The organism is Chryseobacterium sp. UF-290, assembly GCF_058245615.1.
On sequence record NZ_JBSICB010000012.1, the window covers coordinates 12867 to 31048 of the forward strand.

Below are 18182 nucleotides of genomic sequence, written 5' to 3' on the forward strand. Positions count from 1 at the left end.
CGGTACTGCTTACATCTTACTCTGTTAAAAAAATCTTAAAATAGTGGAATGGAAATTGATGTAATATTCTGTAGCAAACAATCAAATCCACAATTATATGAATAAAAACAGTATTGCAGTGGCCATAGGAGCTTTAGGCTTTGTAATAGGTCTTGGCTTTCTCGGAAATGCGATCAAAAACAGAAATAAATCTGAAAATACGATTTCAGTTACAGGTCTGGGTACAAAGCAGTTTACTTCGGATCTCATCACCTGGTCCGGAAGCTTTTCCAAAAATAATGTGGATCTTAAGTCAGCTTACGATGAGCTGGCGTTGGACAGAAAAGTGATCAATGATTATCTGCTTTCAAAAGGCATCAGACAAAATGAGATTGTGTTTTCATCTGTAGATATACAGAAGCAGTTCAGAAGCTATAATGATGCTAATGGAAATTATGTACAGGGAGAATTCTCCGGTTACAATCTGACTCAAAAAGTTTCCATTGAAAGTAAAGAGGTTGCCAAAATTGAAAGCCTCTCCAGAAATATTACTGAAATTATCAACCGGGGAATTGAATTTACTTCTTCTTCTCCTGCGTATTTTTACACCAAACTTGCCACGGTAAAACAGGAAATGATTGCCGGTGCAACAAAAGATGCCAAAGAGCGTGCTGAGAAAATTGCTGAAAATTCGGGAAGTAGCTTAGGTAATCTTAAAAAAGCAACAATGGGTGTCATTCAGATCACTGCCCCGAATTCAAACGAGGATTATTCCTATGGCGGAACTTTCAATACTTCTTCAAAGGAAAAAGAAGCAAGTATTACCATAAAGCTGGAGTATGAAGTGGATTAGCTAATTAGTAGATAGTCCGGAAATTACAATGCTTTCATTCATTATTTTATATAAAAGATAAGGCATAAACATCTGTGAAAATCCGTGTCAATCTGTGGTTGATTATATGAGTAGTGTGATCAATAATTAGACATGATATCGGGAAAAAATAACGCCGGAATAGTTCCGGCGTTGTATATTTTAAGGATAAACAATATCACAAATTTCATTTTTAAGCTCCTCAACATTTTCAGGCGAATAATTGGCCAGCAGCCATAAGTTCAGCGCCTGCTTTCCTTCACCATAGCTTGGCTGCACGTGGCTTTTGTCAATGACATCAAAACTGTTTCGCTGGTAGAATGAATATCGTCTTTGAGCATCTTCATTCAAATCTGAAGGCTCAATTTCCAGGATAATTCTCGGATAGCTTTCCAGCAGATGTCCGATGATATGAGACCCCAGCTTTTTACTTCTGAAAGCTTCATATACTTCAAAGTGTTCTACAAAAACAAAGGAGCTTAGCTCCCATAAGATGAGGTAGCCTATTGTTTCCGATTCATGTACTACAGATATGATTTTGGTTTGTGGAGTTGAAAATAAATCCGCAAACTGTTCCTTGTCTCTTTGTTCGTCTACAGGAAAAGTAGTTGTATAAGCAGTATAGATTTCCTGAACTCTATGATCTTCAGCAGAAGTGATCGGTAAAAATTCCATAATTATAAATCAAAGACACTTGGTCTTCTTGTGATAAAAATATCTTTAATCCACAAAGTAAATGCCAAACCCAAATAGATCAGGAAGAAAAAACCGGCAGTGGCAAAAGTGGAGTAAATGAAGAAGATCCTTAATTTGGATACGGGAATCCCTAATTTGGCACCCATCCTGGTCAATACACCAAACCATTCTCTTTCCATTTTATGACGGATATTACTCAGCATTTCAAGATTCTTTTAAAAGTTTAAATCCAATACTGCAAGTTAAGCAATTTTTTTCTTCACATGAATTTTTATAATGATAAATCAGGCTCTGGGTTTCCATGGCATTAGTAATACTTACTCCAAGCTTTTTCCAGCCTTGTATGACCGAATTCTTTTCAGCGGGAATATTTTTATATAGTTCTATGATCTCTTCTGCAATTTCCTCGCTGTGATATCTGTGATAGGCATATTTTAGAGGAAGTACCGTATTTAATATAACAAGATCAACAAAATCTTTGCTTAATGTCTTAGGTTGTATTTTCGACGGAATACCGAAATTGAACCGGGAATCCCAATATTCTGATGCTTTTACCGGTTTAAATACCTCATAAATCTGGGTTGCATTTTGAGCACCCATTATTTTTGAAAATAAATTCTGATGCTGAAAATAAAGATTAGCGAGTTGAGAGAGTCGGATTGTAGGAAAATTGGGAGGTCTCAATCTTAAAAACTTGGGACGGAACTTCAGATCAGAAATTTTAAATTTTACCTTGATGAATTCAAATTCCCTTTTCCAGATTTTCATCTGATCGTCTTCAGGGCTGTCAAGCCATCCTGCAATTCCGAATAACAGAGCTTCCAGCTGAAAAGGGTTCTGACGGATCTTATTGACAATACTATAGTCGATACTTTCTGCAATCTGCCTGAAGATAGGAGCATTTACCTTTAAGCCAAAAGAATAGGCAAGGCTGTGAAATAAAACCGCTTCAAAGTTATTTTTATGAAGTGCCAGATTCTGTTCAAGTTCTGCAGATTTTTCCTCCAGCTTTTTCAGAGTATTTCCTTCATGAAAATTCAAAGGAATTTTGTCTTCGCTGAAAATTTTCTCACAGGCAATAAACTGGTTGCCATCGATGAGCTTTTCATATTTCCATACAATATTTTCATCGATATAATTTTTCAGTTCCAAAGCAGGAATGTTTTTTCGGGTAAGCTCACTGATTTCTATGTCATGCTGAAAAACAACGTGCAGAATGATATTCTGATAATTGGGGTCCTGAGAATGCTGATGAAAGATCCAGTCTGAGGAACGCACATGGAGTTCTATATTTCCTGCCAGAACAAGTCCGCTGATCCTGATTTTAGCGTCCAGAAAATCCGGACCTGCATTCTTATTCCATTTTCCGAAGTCTATGATTTCAAGGGTATTGCCTTCAATGTCCTTGAAGTCAAAATATTTGAAAACTTTATAGTTCCAAAGATATTGAAGCAGCTTCTCCGTCATAGCTATATAGTAAGAAATCTATTCGATAGTTTCCATTATGAAACATGCAGCAGTGATTGCTGAGTTTTCTTCTTTAATAGTATTCTGGTTATCTTTTAACCTTGAAAGTACTTATAACAGCTTTATGATCTGTAGGCCAAATACCTTGTGGAGCAATAAAAATATCACGACCTGTTTCTTTTTGTTCTTTTCCTTTCACAATGCTGGTATCAGGTCCTACAATCACGCTCTTTTCAACGGAAACTTTACTGTCTGCGTAATAATAAATAAAATCTATCCGGTCACGTTCATCCGCTTCCAATGCCCAACTTTTCTGGGAAGGCCAGGTAAATCCGGGATATTCAGCTTCATTGGGGTATATTTCTCTATAGCTGTCTTTATATCCGTTCTTATATAATGTTGTTGAGGAATTCCAGGGCGCTACAACTCCTCTATGATCATAGAGTTCTTTTGTAGACTCTGTCCAATCCAGGTGGGAAGCCTCATTAAAATCACCTCCTAATACTACTATTCTGTTTTTTGAAATGTCTTCTTTTGCTGATTCTACAAAAGCTTTTATTGCGATTGGTCTGGTGGAGCTAAGATCCATTTCCATGATTTGATTTAAATCAGTGACAGGAGCAGGAAGTTTTGCAAAGCTGTTGCCATTATATCCCCTTGGAAGATAGACCGCATAGTGAGTATAGTCCAGATGGGCAGAGTATATGGCTATTTCCTGTCCCTGAATTTCAGTAACCAATTTATGCATGCTGTGAATAGCATTGTCCTTACTGAATTCTTTGATAGGATATCTGCTCAGAATAGCAGTATCATAACTTGAAAAGGAAAAATACTTCTTACCCTTTTTTTCTAATGCCTGCAGTATTCTTTCGTAAAATGAGGTATTGTTATAGTTTCTCACCTCTGACATGGTAACAAAATCAGGATTGTGGGTTGCTATTTCATTCACAATAGCATCAAAACCTCCGGTTATCATAGTCCCTTCCTGCCACACGTTGAATTGCATAACGCTAAAAGTAAAACCGGTATCAGAGGTTGTTGTTTCCTCTGACTGGTGGCATGAGGAGATACCGGCTATGCATAGAAAACTTATTATGAGGCTTCTTATAAACAGAGTGGGAGCAATTCTTTTTCTCATCATTTCCGTAATTTGGGATAAGTATTGTGATCATGATAAATATAAATAAATATCATGCTTTAACGAATAAGGAATTTAAATTTTCGGCTGAGGGTTCGCTATATCTTTAAATATGTAGAAAGATCATTTCTTTTGCTCTGAATTTTAATTATTTTTTTCACATTTTTTCGTTATTGAACTAAAACACTTGCTTTTAATTTAAATTCGGCATACAGTGCCATGTCCCCTGAATCCAAAAAGTACCTGCTGCATTTCCGGCATTAATGGAGGTAATACCATTTGTCGTTGTAAGAGTGAAATTGAAAACCTGCGGTGCTGCGCTGGGCATAGTTATAGTAAGTGTAAAACTGTTGGCTGTTATATTGGTAACAGTGCCGGTTCCTCCTGATGATACAACAGGACTCTGAACAATAGTCATCGTGCTCCCTACTTTATACAGAAGTGAAAACGTTATTGCCGGGAGGCCTGAAATTGAAGCGCGTCCTGTGAAGTCGAGCCTCGCTTCCTTGCCGCCTGTTCTGATATTTGTCCAGTTATTATTGGTGTCTGACCATCTGTATATTCCTGATGAGTATAAGATATTTAAAGCACTTGAATTGGTTAGTGTACCGTCATTGGAAGTTACAACCACCGAATTGGGATATAATGTTGAATTGTTAGTTGTTCCGGTTAGATTTCTAACTCTTGTATTTCCATTGACGTCTAACGTTGCGGTTGGTGTGTTGGTAGATATCCCTACCTGACTAAATGATAGACATGAAATCATTGATGCTAATAAAATAAAATTTTTTTTCATTTGTTTCTGATTTGTATTGATTCATTCAAGGAGAACATGATAATGGCTTTCGGAGCTTTAGATCTATCAGTTCTCACATTCTATAAAATAAGAGTGGGCAAAATTCGGTAATTTCATATTCATTTTAAAATTTGCAGGTACAACATAGGTACAACATATGCTGTTATAGTATATACCTCGTAAATACATCAAAAATATTTATACATCAAAAAACCTTCTGCATTTGCAGAAGGTTTAAAGCTGTTATTTTGATATGAACTTTAAAAATGTAGTGTAAATATTTAGACTTTCGTCAGCTCTTCCTTAAAGTTTTCTATAGTCGTTCTGTACATTTTTTCATATATAGGAAGAATATTTTTCAAATCGAATTTTATAGCCTGTTCTTTCGCGTTTTTCTTCATTTTGGCTAAAAGTTCATCATTGCTCAATAGTTTAATGGTGTAGTTGCTCATCGCTTCTACATTTCCGATTTCAGCAAGATAACCTGTTTCTCCCTGAATATTTACCTCAGGAATCCCTCCCGCGTTTGAGCTGATTACCGGAGTATAAGCCGCCATCGCTTCCAAAGCTGCCAAGCCAAAACTTTCCTGCTCGGAAGGAAGGAGGAATACATCAGAAAGCTGTAAGATCTTGTACAGGTCATTAACCTTTCCTAAAAGACGGATTTTTGAAATAAGCTCAGGATTTTCTTCCAGAAACTGATTCACCTTTTCCATATCAGGACCTTCGCCAATAATGATCAGTTTGGACTTTACCTTTTTCTCTACATTCCTGAAGATTTGCAGGACTTCGTCTACACGTTTTACAGGACGGAGATTAGATACGTGGATCAGAATTTTTTCATCGGGATTGGCAAACTGGGTTCTTTGGCATTCAGAGCAGTCGTCAAACTCAGAGTTATCAATGAAATTGGTAATAACCTGGATCTCTTTTTTGATATTGAAAAACTGAAGCGTATCTTTTTTCAGGCTTTCAGAAACGGAGGTGATCGCATCTGATTGATTGATTGAAAATTCTACCGCATGTTTATAACTCGGATGCTGGCCTACAAGCGTAATATCTGTACCATGAAGGGTTGTTACCAACGGAATATCATTATTGTCTTCCCTAAGCATTTGTTTCGCTGTAAAAGCAGCGTAGGCATAAGGAATGGCATAATGGGCGTGCAGCAGATCCAGTTTGTACAAATTGACAACCCGGTAGATCATGGAACTTAACGCAATATCATAAGGCTGATACTGGAAAAGGGGATAGGTCTGAACATTTACCCTGTGAAAGAAAATATTAGGGTTGGTAATGTCCAGCCTTGCCGGAAGTGCAGAACTGATGAAGTGTACCTCATATCCTTTGTTGGCAAGGGACATTCCTAATTCTGTTGCTACAATTCCGCTTCCTCCGTAGGTTGGATAGCAAAGTATGCCTATTTTCATTATATTATTGTTGTTTGATGTTGTGTTATTTGGTATTGGCTGAGGTTGTTGAATTAAAATCTATTCCCATTCCCGGTTTCAATTGATCATTGACCAGCACAGGTAGCCTTCCCCATATTTTCGTTTTGCCGTTTAAAGCATCTGCAGCAGCACTCATAGAATCATCATTGTTTTCATAAGAAACAAGAACCGTTGAAACCTTTGAGATGTCAATATCTTTCAAAGCATAAGCGCTGCCGAATACATTAAGGATCACATTTTGTTTTTTGGTCAGGTCAGCAAGAACTTTCTTTGATTCTGCCGAAATTTTATAAGGCTTATAAGCTGTTGAATTATCCTTATGGAGGCCTGCAATGACTGTAGAACCAGCCGGAATAGTATTGATTTCAGTCGCTTTTTTAATCGTTACATTTGTTCCTAGCCTATTGGCAAAAGTCTGATAGGGAGCTTCTTCCAACGGAACATAATAAACCTGTTTTCCGGCGACAGGAAGCAGGTTTTTATCGTTCTTTAATAAAGTCAATGCGTTGGAATAAAGATTCTGAACCAATGTTTTATGAGAATCATTATTCAGGTCAGCAGTGATATTTTCCGGATTTTTGGGAGTATACTGAGTAAGTCCCAGAAAATATTTTGTTAATAAGATCTTCTTTACGCTTTCTTCCACTCTGCTCTGAGGAATTTCTCCCTTGTCTATTGCCTTTTGTATCAGCTTCTTGCCTTCTGCAACTCCCTGTGAGAAAAGCATAATGTCATTTCCGGCCTTGAATGCCATAGCATCCAGTTCTCCCGGCTTGTATTTGTTGGCAACAGCCCCCATATTTAATGCATCAGTAATGATCAGACCTTTATAGCCTAATTTATCTTTCAGCAATCCTGTGATAATATTTTTGGAAACAGATGCCGGAATTCCTTTCCCTGATTCTAAACTGGGAACATACAAATGAGCCACCATCACTCCTCCGATTCCTTTATCCATCAAGGCTTTGAATGGAGCTAGTTCGATTGTATTAAGCCTGTCCATATTGTGTGAAACTATCGGAAGATCCAGATGAGAATCTGTATTGGTGTCACCGTGACCTGGAAAATGCTTGATCGCAGCCAATATATTATTATCCTGCAATCCGTTAGAATAGGATAGGGCAGAGCTGATCACATTATCTACTTCCGAACCAAAGCTTCGGTTCCCGATAATTGGGTTATTCGGATTGGTGTTGACGTCAACTACCGGGGCAAAATCCCAGTTGATTCCCATTCTGTGGCAATCCTCTGCAATCTTTGCCGCCATCTGATAAACAAGGTTTTTATCCTGGATAGCTCCCAGTGTCATGGCCCATGGAAATTTATATGCTGTTGCAATTCTCTGGAATAGTCCCCATTCTGCATCCATCCCGATCATTAAAGGAACTTTAGACTTTTGCTGAAACTCATTCACCAGACTGATTTCCCTTGCCGCATCATCCTGCATTAGGATTAACCCACCGATCTTATCATTCGTAACAATATTTCTTACCTGGCTGATATAGTCTTCTCCTTTATTGGTATAAAGCGCAACAATGAAGAGCTGTCCTAGTTTTTCATCCTGAGAAAGGTTCTTATAGGTTTTATCAACCCACTGCTGAGCCTTTCTTACATCTTCTTTGGAAACATTTTTAGGCTGGTACTGGGCGTTCGCCTTAGGACTTATCAATGCAACAATAAAGAGTGAAGTATATAATAATTTCTTCATGACTTTTTGAATAAGAACAAAAATACGATTAAAAAAATCACGAAAACAAAGTTTTTGTAATTTTTGGTATATGATTTGAATATGCAATATAAATAATAACTAAACTTTTATAAAATGAAAAAAATTCTTCCATTTATATTACTTGCCGGTATCGGTTTCTTATCGTACAGCTGTGATGACAATGATGATGTTGTTGTGCAGGGGCAAGACTATGATACATTTCCGATAATGAATGATGCAACAGGAACATTTAATTCAGGTAATTCTTATGCTTTGATCGCTGATATATCTATTCAGAACACTGATGTCGTATTAGTATATAGAAGAGCAGGAAATGCTTGGCAGCAGATCCCTAAAACAGTGTATTTAGATCCTGTAACGTCCCCTTCAGCAAGAAAGTTTGAATATAATTTTGTTTTTGATACTCAGAAGGTTCAAGTGCGGATAGATAATGAGAACTTTGATCTTGCAGGATTGTCTTCAGCTGAAGCTAACGAATATTTAGTAAACCAAACTTTTAGAATTGTGCTTGTACCTGCTGACCAGGGTAAAACAACCGGTAAAAGTGCAGCCAAAGCTAATATAGATTACAGTGACTATAATGCTGTTGTGAAGTATTATAATCTTGATGAAAGCAAGATAAAGACAGTCAATGTGAAATAATTAAGAAATATCTTTTCAGTTTTTTATAATTAAAGAAAGCTCCGGGAGAAATCCTGGAGCTTTTGATTTTGTTTGAATTGATAATCTGAAATTGTAATAAAAACTCATTTTTTACTTCTCATTAATCTTATTAAAAAATATATAAGAAACTATACTTATGGATATTTTTTGTAAACTAAAATGAATAATCTTAAAATACGACAGATTTTGTCGTTGTCCCGGTATAGTTTTGTAAATAAGTAGTTTACTGGAATAACTTGATAAGCTAATATATAATTTTATAACCCAAAAACATGTTTTCCCTATTGTGAGAAATATGAAAAAAATATAATTTAACACCTTAAAAACATTTTGATAGAATGAGAAAAAAATTACTTTCCCTATTTTCCTTATTAATAGGATTTTTAGGATTTTCGCAAACCGAGGTTTACTTTAAATATGATGAAGCCGGGAACCAGCGATATCGGGGTTTTGATTCCAATGCACGGAAAGTTCCTGAAGCTTTGCGCAAAACAACCTCTTTATCCCAGGACCAGATCATAGATGAAAAAACATTTTGGAAGTGGATCCGCCTATATCCTGTCCCAGTAAATGACGTTCTCACCATTGACTGGACAGAGGATGTAGATGGACTCATCGAATCTGTTTCCCTTTATCAGCACAGTACGGTACACTGGAAATTCCAGCAGCAAAATTTACCGGAGTTGAATAAGCAGCTGAAAATTAACATGGTGGGGTATCAATGGGGCGTTTATATGCTGCGTTTTACCTTAAAAGACGGAAGGGTTTTTAGCAAAAACATCACCAAAAGATAAAAAACACAATCATGAAATTTTATAAAAAGAAAAGAAATTTCTTTTCATCTATTATGTTATCCTGTATTTTCATATTAGGATTTTCACAGGCTGCATCGGCACAAAGTTTTCACGATACGAAAGGGAATATTGCAGTGAGTGCAGCAGGACAATTACAGTTCAATTTACCTGTGGCTCTTCCTCCGGGGGTGAAATCTGTAGCACCACAAGTGAACCTGATCTATACCAGTGGATCAGGAAACGGGATTGCGGGCTATGGCTGGAATATTTCCGGAATTACCTCTATATCAAGAACCGGAAAAATGGTTGAAACGGATGGAGAAGCTAAAGGAATTCAGTTGGATTATTCTGATTACTATAGCTTTAACGGACAGCGATTGATCTTAAAATCAGGAGAATATGGGAAAGACGGGGCTGAATATGAGACGGAGAAATATTCCAACGTGAAAATTAAGTCAGTCGGAACTTATCCTGTTAATGGACAGTTTGTTGGACCTGCCCATTTTGAAGTTTCTTTTGAAGATGGATCACAAGCCTGGTATGGAGCTTATATAGCAGGTTCCAGATATGGTCCTGAAATAACAACTCCTTTGGAATATAATATTGTAAAGTGGAAAGATGCGCAAGGAAATTATATTTCCTATAATTATGAGTCTGCCTCAAGTTTTGAAGGTTTTAGACGTTCTGGAATTGTTAGAATATCCTCCATTGCCTGGGGTGGGAATGAGGCCTTAAGCAACCCCCATTTTAATACCATTGAATTCACCTATACAGACAGGGATTTAAAAGAGCTGACTTATGTCCAGGGAATACAACTTATCCAGGATAAGCTTCTGTCAGAAATTAAAGTAAGTTCCAATGGCAGCCAGTTTAAAAGATATAAGGTAGATTACCTTAAAAACGGAACCAATTACCAGACTGTTGAAAAAATAACGGAATATAATGCTGAAAATATAGCTGCTAACCCGGTTACTTTTACTTATCCGCCTGCGGAACAACCCGGCTTAGAGTTTGCCGATTCGAATACAGATAACTTTGACAATGTAAAGCTGACCGGAGACTTTAACGGGGACTCTTACCTGGATTTCGTGATGAATAATGGAACGATAAAGCTCGGAGCGTTTAATGACACTTTTACGGATATCTCCACAGGGAAAACATTTAATACCGAAGCAAAAGTGGTCAGCACCCTGCTGGATGAAGAAGGGCAGATCCACAACGGAAACGGGATCGTTCAGTACGAGGAGGGTAAGGTGATAGGATATATTTTCAGAAATAATGCTTTTGTAAAAGTCTTTGAAAAGGAGGTATATGATGTATCTGGGTGTATCGCTAGTATAGATTGTACTACAATTCCTACACTGAACGAAGGGGATATAAATGGAGATGGTATTTCAGATATCTTTTTAACTTTAAAACAGGAGGTTTGCAGATGGATACAGGACCCTAATTGCATCGATAGAAGTGCTGATGGAACTGTTAACCGTCCTCCGCCATGTTCTATTTATGACTGTAGTATCTATACAAGAGGAAACTTTATTGTTGACTTAAAGAGTGCTAATAATCCAGTATCTACCTATACTATTGATGTAGGAATTAATGAAAGTTCTTATTCCAGGCAGCAATACAGGGATATTAATGGAGACGGAAAAGTGGATATTATTAATGTTGCCAATAACGCCTATACTGTATTTGAATTTGTCAAAACAGGTCCCAACCAATACCTGAAGAAAATAAAGTTTACAGGCAGCTTATCTGAAGGACAGCACCCGGAAGACCCTACGTTATATGGAGACTTTAACGGGGATGGGAACCTTGATTTTGCAGTTCCCATTACGGATCATCAAGAACAGGATAACTGGAGGTTTTATATGGGGACAGGGAAAGGATTCTCCAATTTTCTGAAAACAAATTTTCTGAAATTCAGGAAGCCTAATGCATCAACAGGAAGCTATAATATTTACCGTCATTTTTATACGGCTTCAGATATCAACAGGGACGGAAAATCAGATATTATCCATACCTATTCTTATAATAACATAGGGCAGCAGAATCCGAACGGAAGCTCCAATTACAGAACCTTTGGATATGAAATTTATACGTATACCTCCAATGGGGCACAGGGGGATGGAAGCCTGGATTTTTCTAAAAGTAATAAGTTGGGAGGACATACTTATTCAACCCTTAACTGGCAGGAATATAGCATATTCTCTCCGGTAATTTCACAGATTAAAGCCAATAACAGTTATTATGATGTGTTTTTATTCTGGAAAGAGCGGGTACACAGGCTTAAATCACCTTCTGCCTTAGGAAAGCTTTCACAGGTAAAAGCCATTACCCAAAGCGGAATTACAACATCGGCAGATTATTTGGAGGTGGTACCGGATAATACAGCACTTCCTGCTTTTTATAAAAAAGTTAAAAAAGAATATTACCCTTATTTTTCCTTAGGCAGGGTGGATCAGTCTTATGCCGTTTCCCAGCTTAGACAGGAAGGCAGAAAGCAGGATTTCAGATACAGGGGAATGACCGGACACCTGCAGGGAAGAGGGGTAATAGGATACCAGCAAACCGCCCGCTCTTCATGGTATGCTGACGGATTTGAAAATACTAAAATATGGTCAGCGGTAGAAATTGATCCCCTTACAGGGCTTGCTGTAAGGGAATGGTCAATCAGAACGGCAGACGAATCCAAAATCTTCCCTGACGATATTTCAGAGAACAATACACAGTTGTTAAGCTTTAAATCTACAAGTTACCAGACCGATAAGCTATTAAACGGACAACTGGTGACAGCTCCGGTAGCTGATTCCGATAAACCGAAAGTTGTGACGGCTATTGTTCCGAAAAGCACTAAAACCAAGGACTTCCTTAGTGGTACTATAACAGGCAGTTCTATTACCTATGGGAATTATTACCTTCCTTCAAAGACCGTTTCGAATGTGAATAACGGGTATGGAATCACTACGTCCACATTTGAGTACATTCATAATCCGGCAGGTGCAGGAGCGGATTATTTTATAGGCCGCCCTAAATCCAAGACAGAAACGGTGCAGGCTTATGGAGATACCCAATCCGCCAAAGAAGAATATGCTTACGAAAACAACCTGCTTAAAACTTTAAAAACCTGGAGCCGGGATAATTTAGGTTATGTACTGGAGACCTACAGCTATGATGGTTTCGGGAATATTACCTCGAAGACAATCACCAATAATGCAGATGCACAAACCCGGACAGCTGCGACAGAATATGATGCCAGGGGAAGGTTTGTGGTAAAGAAAACAGATCATTTAGGATTGGAAACCCTTATTGAATACAACGATTGGGGACTGGTTAAAAAGCAGACAGATCCCTTAGGGAATACACTGGTAAATACCTACGACGGATGGGGTAAACTATTAACTTCTGCTACCAACCTGGAGGGAACAACCACCTATCAGTATGACAGGGATAGCAATTCTAATATTACCGTTACCCAAAATGATCCGGATGGGGATATCACCCGGAAATATACCAACAGGTTAGGCCAGGAATATAAAGCTTCCACCAAAGCTTTCGGACAGGGGCAGTTTGTTTCCAGAGACACCCAATATGATGCGCTGGGAAGGAAGGTGAAAGAATCTGAACCTTATTTTGAAGGGCAAAGTGCCAGCCAGTGGAATACGGTTGTCTATGATGACTCTGTATTCCCAGCCAAAGTAACGGCTACAGCATTTAATGGTAAAATAATGGAGACTTCTGTTTCCGGACTGATAACGACTGTAAAGGAGCTTAACGGCTACGGAAGAACTACTTCCAAAACAGCAGATGCTTTAGGAAACATACTCTCTTCTACAGATAAAGGAGGGACCATAAAATTTTCTTACAATGCTGCCGGAGAGCAGGTAAAGGCACAATATGCTGAAAATACGGTGACCACAAAATATGATGCCTGGGGAAGGAAATCAGAATTCAATGATCCGTCTAATGGGAAATACACTTACGTTTATGATGTTTTTGGGAAAATAAGAATTGTTAGAAGCCCGAAAGGCCTTAAACAATATAATTATAATGGTTTAGAGCAGCTTATCAACCAAATTGAACTATCAGTAGATGGAAATTCTACCGAAAAGGAAATTAATTTCACGTATGATAATAAAGGAAGGCTTACCGGAAGATCCGGAACTTCTCAAGGTGAGGCCTACAGTGCCAATGTTACGTATGATCAGTTGGGAAGATTATTGTCTTCTTCTGAGAGCAGCAATGGAAAATCTTTTAGACAGAAAGGCATTATCTATGATGATAAAGGGAGGGTTGTTTCTTATGAAAAAGAATTACAGTCTTCAGGCGGGATTACTAAAGTTACAGTAGAAAATATCTACAGTCCCTGGAACGGTGAGCTCTATCAGGTTAAGGATAAAAGCTCAGGAAAGGTTCTTTGGGAGCTGAAAGAAACTAATGCCAAAGGACAGGCATTAAGAGCTAAATTAGGAGCTGCAGAGATTACTAATGCTTATGATCCGAATGGATTTTTAACAGGTGTCAATCATTCATCAGCTGTTAAACCAGATATCCTTCAGCTTTCTTACTCATTTGATGCTGTAAAAAATGAATTGAAGAGCAGAACATCAGGATATATTGAAGAATATTTTGACTATGATGATAATAACAGGTTGATCAACTGGACAGATCCGGTAACGGGACTTAAGCCTTCTTTAAACAGGAATATATATGATGTAAAAGGCAGGATCATGGAGAATGACCAGGTGGGTACGATGAAGTTTGACAATGCCGCGAAGATTTACCAGCCTACAGGCATGACCTTAAATACAGCCGGAATTGAAAACTATAACAATGACCTGATCCAGAGCATTGTCTACAATGAAAATAATGATCCGGTATTCATTGATGGGGAAAAAGGAGATGTGGCATTCCGGTACGGGCTGACTGCTATGAGACAAAGGGTGAGCTATGGAGGGAACTTCAGTACAGACGGAGAAGGAATGTTTACGAAATTCTATAGTGAAGACGGAAGTTTTGAAGTGGTGAAGGATAATGCTACCGGAAAAGAAAAGCACCTCATTTATATTGGCGGGTCACCGTATGAATCCAATATTGTATATGTAAAGAACTTTGAAGAGAGTAGCGGATCTTTTAAATTTTTGCATAAGGACTATATCGGAAGCATCCTGGCCATCAGTAATGAAGAAGGCTACAGGGTTGAGCAAAGACATTATGATGCGTGGGGTAACTTAACGCACTTGCAGATTGGGAATAGCAAATTGGCTGTAGGGAAAGCAAGTATAGCAATACTTATAGAAATGGTTGGTGGATTGCTGACAGACCGGGGCTATACCAGTCATGAGCATTTCTATGAGGTAGGCATCATCCATATGAATGGAAGGCTATATGACCCATTATTAAGAAGGTTCTTAAATGCAGATGAAAACATACAGGATCCTTACAATACCCAGAATTACAACAAGTATGGGTATGTATTGAATAATCCCCTGATGTTTAATGACCCAAGCGGAGAGTTTGCCTGGGCCGCAGGATTTTTCCTTACATGGGTGGCACCTGTGATCTGGGGAGTAGCAGTAGGAACGCTGATCAGTGCGGGCATGTATGCTATACAGGCCTTAGTGATGAATAATTGGTCCTGGGGTGGCTTTGCCAATGCGATTTTAATGGGGGCCGTCACCGGCGGGGTCTCCGGAGGTCTGGGACAGGTCTTCAGCGCCAGTGGCTTCTGGGGGTCTGTTGGCAATGGAGCTTTGGCAGGAGCAGGAAGTGGAGGTGTTACGGCTCTTATTTCCGGACAGAATTTCCTTGAAGGAGTCTTAAAAGGAGCTGTGATTGGAGGTGGTGTGGTTGCCATCTCATGGGGAATAAACAAAATGATTGATGCAGCTACTGTCACAAAGGGTAATCATGAATATAAGATATCTGATAGCCCAATTAGTAGCAATGGAGCTTCCACTGATGAATTAAAATATTCTTATGGTACTGTACATGAATTTCAAGAAGCTTATGGTGGATTAGGAAATTATGGTGTTGAGAATGTATATCTTCAAACTCCTGAAGGATATGGATTGGCAGAAAATAATCTCTTTTATAAAAAAACCTGGTGGGAAAATTTATGGGGAATAGATAGAAAAATTGCTATTGGCAATACTCTTGGAGTAACTACACCTTTAAATGATATATACCTCTCAAAAGGAGCTTTTATTTCTAAGTCTCAATTTGTTGATACAATCACTCACGAGGTAGGACATGTAGTTTTAAATAATTCTAATCTCGCAGGATTAGCTCATATTTCCACTAATTTTTCTAAATATGGAAGTGAAGAGTTTTTAGACAATTGGGGACATGTTGCTATTAGGAAAATGTCTATTGAAGTACAAAAAGTTAATTCTTGGATGAATGTAGAATGGATAAATAGAGCTTTAAAAAGTAGTGAATTAATGAGGTATATAAATACATCAAAACCACAGCTTGATGCCCTACTAAAAAAATTAATAAAACCCTTTAAATATTAAAGAATGAAAAAAAATGTGTATGTATTAATAGTATTAGTTTTTGTATCCTTTTCTTGCGAAAAGAAAGCAGAGATATTAGTAGACTTTTCTTTAAATAAAAAAGATTCAGTTTTGATTGTTAAATATACTAATATTAATCAAATAAGCTATTATATAGATTTTATTCCTGAACTTAATGATAGCCAATTCAAAATTTTACCAGAAGGTGATGATACGTTTGGTTTTGAATTTATACCTATTCAAAAAAATGATGATGATAGTTTAAATTTCAAAAAACTAAATTGCATTGGAACATATAACAAGTATGGTCAAGAGTTACTTTATCCATATCCTATTTTTCTGAAGGGAAACTCAAATAAAGTTTATAAGTTTAAAATTAATAATTATACTTCTGGGAGAGTATTAAAAATTCAATCCTCAAAAAATCCATACGTGTCTTTTTTAGGAGATATGGAGGCCTCAAATTCTATAAACGAAGTTAAAAAGTTATATTTTTTAAAAAATCTTAGCTGTAATGGATATAAATATTTTACAGGAAATTTTATTTTTAATTCTAATCAATTTATCCTGCCATAGATACTTTTAAAAATATTAGTTTTGAACATGGTGTTTCTGGGGGCTGTTGGCAATGGAGCCTTAGCAGAAGTAGGAAGTGATGGTGTTACAGCTCTGATCACCGGGAAAAATTTCCTTGAAGGAGTAATAAAAGGCGCTGTTATTGGGGGTGCTGTTGCTGGGATTAGCTGGGCATTAAATAGATTTTATAACTCATATGAATATCAGGTCGATGAAATGCTTGTTGATGAAAATAATACCTTAAATGGTCCAACAAAAGCCGAATTTAATATTGATACCGTTAAAAAGGTTTCAAATGCTCATTATAAGAATCAATTTATCAGAGGAAGCTGGAAATTAGTTGATGAAACTAGTGATTTAAGTAAATATTTAAGGGATGAAGGATATACATTTGGTAGTAGTAAAGATCTTATAGTAAATTCTGATAAAAAAGAAGTATGGGGATTGACAGAAAGGGTTCTTCATAAAGGTAAAACAGTTTGGCAACGGATATACTTGCCTAGAGGTGCATTTGTAAGTTTGGAACAATTAGACCTAACAATGGGACATGAAATATTTCATTCTATTTTAAATAATGCACAACTTTTTGATATAATTTCTACAGCAAATGCAGTTAATCAAAAACAATCGCTCCATGAATTTTATACTTCAAGATGGGAAGAACAGTATATACAGTTCAGAAAATGGGAAAATTTGAAATTAAGTGTAGAATCTTATAATACGGGTATTTTGTTTGATAAAAGCTTAGATGCAATAAGAAATAAAATTGCACCGATATTTAATAATTATCTTAAAAGCACATTAAAATGAGAAAACTTATAATTACTTCATTAATTGGAATTTTATTTTTAAGTTGTACAGACAAGAAAAATACTTTTAGCTTAAAATATATTAGGAATAATAGTCAACTATATCTTTGTTTTGAAAATAATACAAGTGATAATATAGTATTTTTAGTACCTAATACTCTTGAATTTGGAGATAAAAACTATAAAAGTTTTTCCACACAGGGAGGGAAAGAAGGGGATTATCCTATAAATGTATATGCTATAATAACCCCTAATCAATCTTCAAAATTCTATCAAAAAAAAATAGATAGTATTCGAGACAATGATTTTTTTGAAAGGGGTATGGCTGACTTCATAAAAGAGATAAAACTCAGTGATGGAAACTCGGCTTTTTATTTAAATAGCAAATCGAAGATAAAATTAAAATATGATTTAGTTATTAAATCGATGTTACCACTCTTTGAAAAGAGTTATTCGTCAACATTTAAACAAAATTATTATCCTTATGATCAAGTTCTAAAAGGAGATTCTCCTGATGGGGAATATATAAGGAGATTTTCAAAGCTCAGTTTTGGAAATGTAAAGTTTGTAGCTCAGCCTGTAATAAAGGACAGTTTAAATTTAAAGCTTTCAGAAAAAGATGTAACCAATTGAAAAAAAATATTTAGGTACAGGATTTTTCCTTACATGGGTGGCACCTGTGATCTGGGGAGTAG

The 18182-nt window shown here is 37.0% G+C and carries 14 protein-coding genes; 7 read left to right on the top strand and 7 right to left on the bottom strand.

The annotated features are described in order from the left end of the window. Positions 1-97: 97 nt before the first annotated feature. Positions 98-832 carry an SIMPL domain-containing protein gene (locus AC4IF5_RS14340; protein ID WP_490735634.1) on the top strand — a complete coding sequence of 245 codons (735 nt, stop codon included), beginning with the start codon at positions 98-100 and terminating at the stop codon, positions 830-832. 180 nt (positions 833-1012) lie between these two features. On the opposite strand, the gene AC4IF5_RS14345 is transcribed toward AC4IF5_RS14340, so the two are convergent. From AC4IF5_RS14345 to AC4IF5_RS14375, 7 genes are all read right to left on the bottom strand, one after another. After that, positions 1013-1525 carry a GNAT family N-acetyltransferase gene (locus AC4IF5_RS14345; protein WP_490735636.1) on the bottom strand — a complete coding sequence of 171 codons (513 nt, stop codon included), beginning with the start codon at positions 1523-1525 and terminating at the stop codon, positions 1013-1015. Positions 1526-1527: 2 nt separating this feature from the next. After that, positions 1528-1749: a PspC family transcriptional regulator gene (locus tag AC4IF5_RS14350; protein WP_027373948.1), complete on the bottom strand. Its 222-nt coding sequence runs from the start codon at positions 1747-1749 to the stop codon at positions 1528-1530. Position 1750: 1 nt separating this feature from the next. Continuing rightward, complete coding sequence (locus AC4IF5_RS14355) at positions 1751-3013, bottom strand: DUF2851 family protein (protein WP_490735638.1); 1263 nt, start codon at positions 3011-3013, stop codon at positions 1751-1753. A gap of 88 nt (positions 3014-3101) precedes the next feature. After that, complete coding sequence (locus tag AC4IF5_RS14360; protein WP_490735640.1) at positions 3102-4154, bottom strand: endonuclease/exonuclease/phosphatase family protein; 1053 nt, start codon at positions 4152-4154, stop codon at positions 3102-3104. 190 nt (positions 4155-4344) lie between these two features. Then, positions 4345-4947, bottom strand: coding sequence for a hypothetical protein (locus tag AC4IF5_RS14365; RefSeq protein WP_490735642.1), 603 nt, complete (start codon positions 4945-4947; stop codon positions 4345-4347). A 281-nt stretch (positions 4948-5228) separates the two neighbouring features. Beyond that, on the bottom strand, positions 5229-6377 hold the full coding sequence (gene bshA, locus AC4IF5_RS14370; protein WP_490735644.1) for an N-acetyl-alpha-D-glucosaminyl L-malate synthase BshA: 1149 nt from the start codon (positions 6375-6377) through the stop codon (positions 5229-5231). Positions 6378-6402: 25 nt separating this feature from the next. Continuing rightward, the gene (locus tag AC4IF5_RS14375; protein WP_490735646.1) at positions 6403-8106 is read right to left on the bottom strand and encodes a glycoside hydrolase family 3 protein; all 1704 of its coding nucleotides are present in this window, start codon (positions 8104-8106) and stop codon (positions 6403-6405) included. A gap of 114 nt (positions 8107-8220) precedes the next feature. Here AC4IF5_RS14375 and AC4IF5_RS14380 point away from each other — a divergent pair, with 114 nt between their 5' ends. The 6 genes from AC4IF5_RS14380 (at position 8221) to AC4IF5_RS14405 (ending at position 18120) form a co-directional block, all read left to right on the top strand. Next, positions 8221-8769: a hypothetical protein gene (locus AC4IF5_RS14380; RefSeq protein WP_490735648.1), complete on the top strand. Its 549-nt coding sequence runs from the start codon at positions 8221-8223 to the stop codon at positions 8767-8769. A 359-nt stretch (positions 8770-9128) separates the two neighbouring features. After that, on the top strand, positions 9129-9584 hold the full coding sequence (locus tag AC4IF5_RS14385) for a T9SS type A sorting domain-containing protein (RefSeq protein WP_490735650.1): 456 nt from the start codon (positions 9129-9131) through the stop codon (positions 9582-9584). An 11-nt stretch (positions 9585-9595) separates the two neighbouring features. Then, entirely contained in the window at positions 9596-16102 is a 6507-nt protein-coding gene (locus tag AC4IF5_RS14390; protein WP_490735652.1) for an RHS repeat-associated core domain-containing protein, read from the top strand. Positions 16103-16105: 3 nt separating this feature from the next. Then, complete coding sequence (locus AC4IF5_RS14395) at positions 16106-16678, top strand: hypothetical protein (RefSeq protein ID WP_490735653.1); 573 nt, start codon at positions 16106-16108, stop codon at positions 16676-16678. A gap of 21 nt (positions 16679-16699) precedes the next feature. Further along, on the top strand, positions 16700-17488 hold the full coding sequence (locus AC4IF5_RS14400; RefSeq protein ID WP_490735655.1) for a hypothetical protein: 789 nt from the start codon (positions 16700-16702) through the stop codon (positions 17486-17488). Continuing rightward, positions 17485-18120 carry a hypothetical protein gene (locus AC4IF5_RS14405; protein WP_490735657.1) on the top strand — a complete coding sequence of 212 codons (636 nt, stop codon included), beginning with the start codon at positions 17485-17487 and terminating at the stop codon, positions 18118-18120. The genes AC4IF5_RS14400 and AC4IF5_RS14405 overlap by 4 nt, the downstream gene beginning before the upstream one ends. The last annotated feature ends 62 nt before the right edge of the window (positions 18121-18182 follow it).

Coding starts and splice junctions, on each gene's coding strand:
- bshA (WP_490735644.1), bottom strand. CDS start 6,377: ATGAAAATAGGCATACTTTGCTATCCAACCTACGGAGGAAGCGGAATT.
- AC4IF5_RS14405 (WP_490735657.1), top strand. CDS start 17,485: ATGAGAAAACTTATAATTACTTCATTAATTGGAATTTTATTTTTAAGT.
- AC4IF5_RS14375 (WP_490735646.1), bottom strand. CDS start 8,106: ATGAAGAAATTATTATATACTTCACTCTTTATTGTTGCATTGATAAGT.
- AC4IF5_RS14385 (WP_490735650.1), top strand. CDS start 9,129: ATGAGAAAAAAATTACTTTCCCTATTTTCCTTATTAATAGGATTTTTA.
- AC4IF5_RS14360 (WP_490735640.1), bottom strand. CDS start 4,154: ATGATGAGAAAAAGAATTGCTCCCACTCTGTTTATAAGAAGCCTCATA.
- AC4IF5_RS14355 (WP_490735638.1), bottom strand. CDS start 3,013: ATGACGGAGAAGCTGCTTCAATATCTTTGGAACTATAAAGTTTTCAAA.
- AC4IF5_RS14390 (WP_490735652.1), top strand. CDS start 9,596: ATGAAATTTTATAAAAAGAAAAGAAATTTCTTTTCATCTATTATGTTA.
- AC4IF5_RS14365 (WP_490735642.1), bottom strand. CDS start 4,947: ATGAAAAAAAATTTTATTTTATTAGCATCAATGATTTCATGTCTATCA.
- AC4IF5_RS14350 (WP_027373948.1), bottom strand. CDS start 1,749: ATGCTGAGTAATATCCGTCATAAAATGGAAAGAGAATGGTTTGGTGTA.
- AC4IF5_RS14395 (WP_490735653.1), top strand. CDS start 16,106: ATGAAAAAAAATGTGTATGTATTAATAGTATTAGTTTTTGTATCCTTT.
- AC4IF5_RS14380 (WP_490735648.1), top strand. CDS start 8,221: ATGAAAAAAATTCTTCCATTTATATTACTTGCCGGTATCGGTTTCTTA.
- AC4IF5_RS14345 (WP_490735636.1), bottom strand. CDS start 1,525: ATGGAATTTTTACCGATCACTTCTGCTGAAGATCATAGAGTTCAGGAA.
- AC4IF5_RS14340 (WP_490735634.1), top strand. CDS start 98: ATGAATAAAAACAGTATTGCAGTGGCCATAGGAGCTTTAGGCTTTGTA.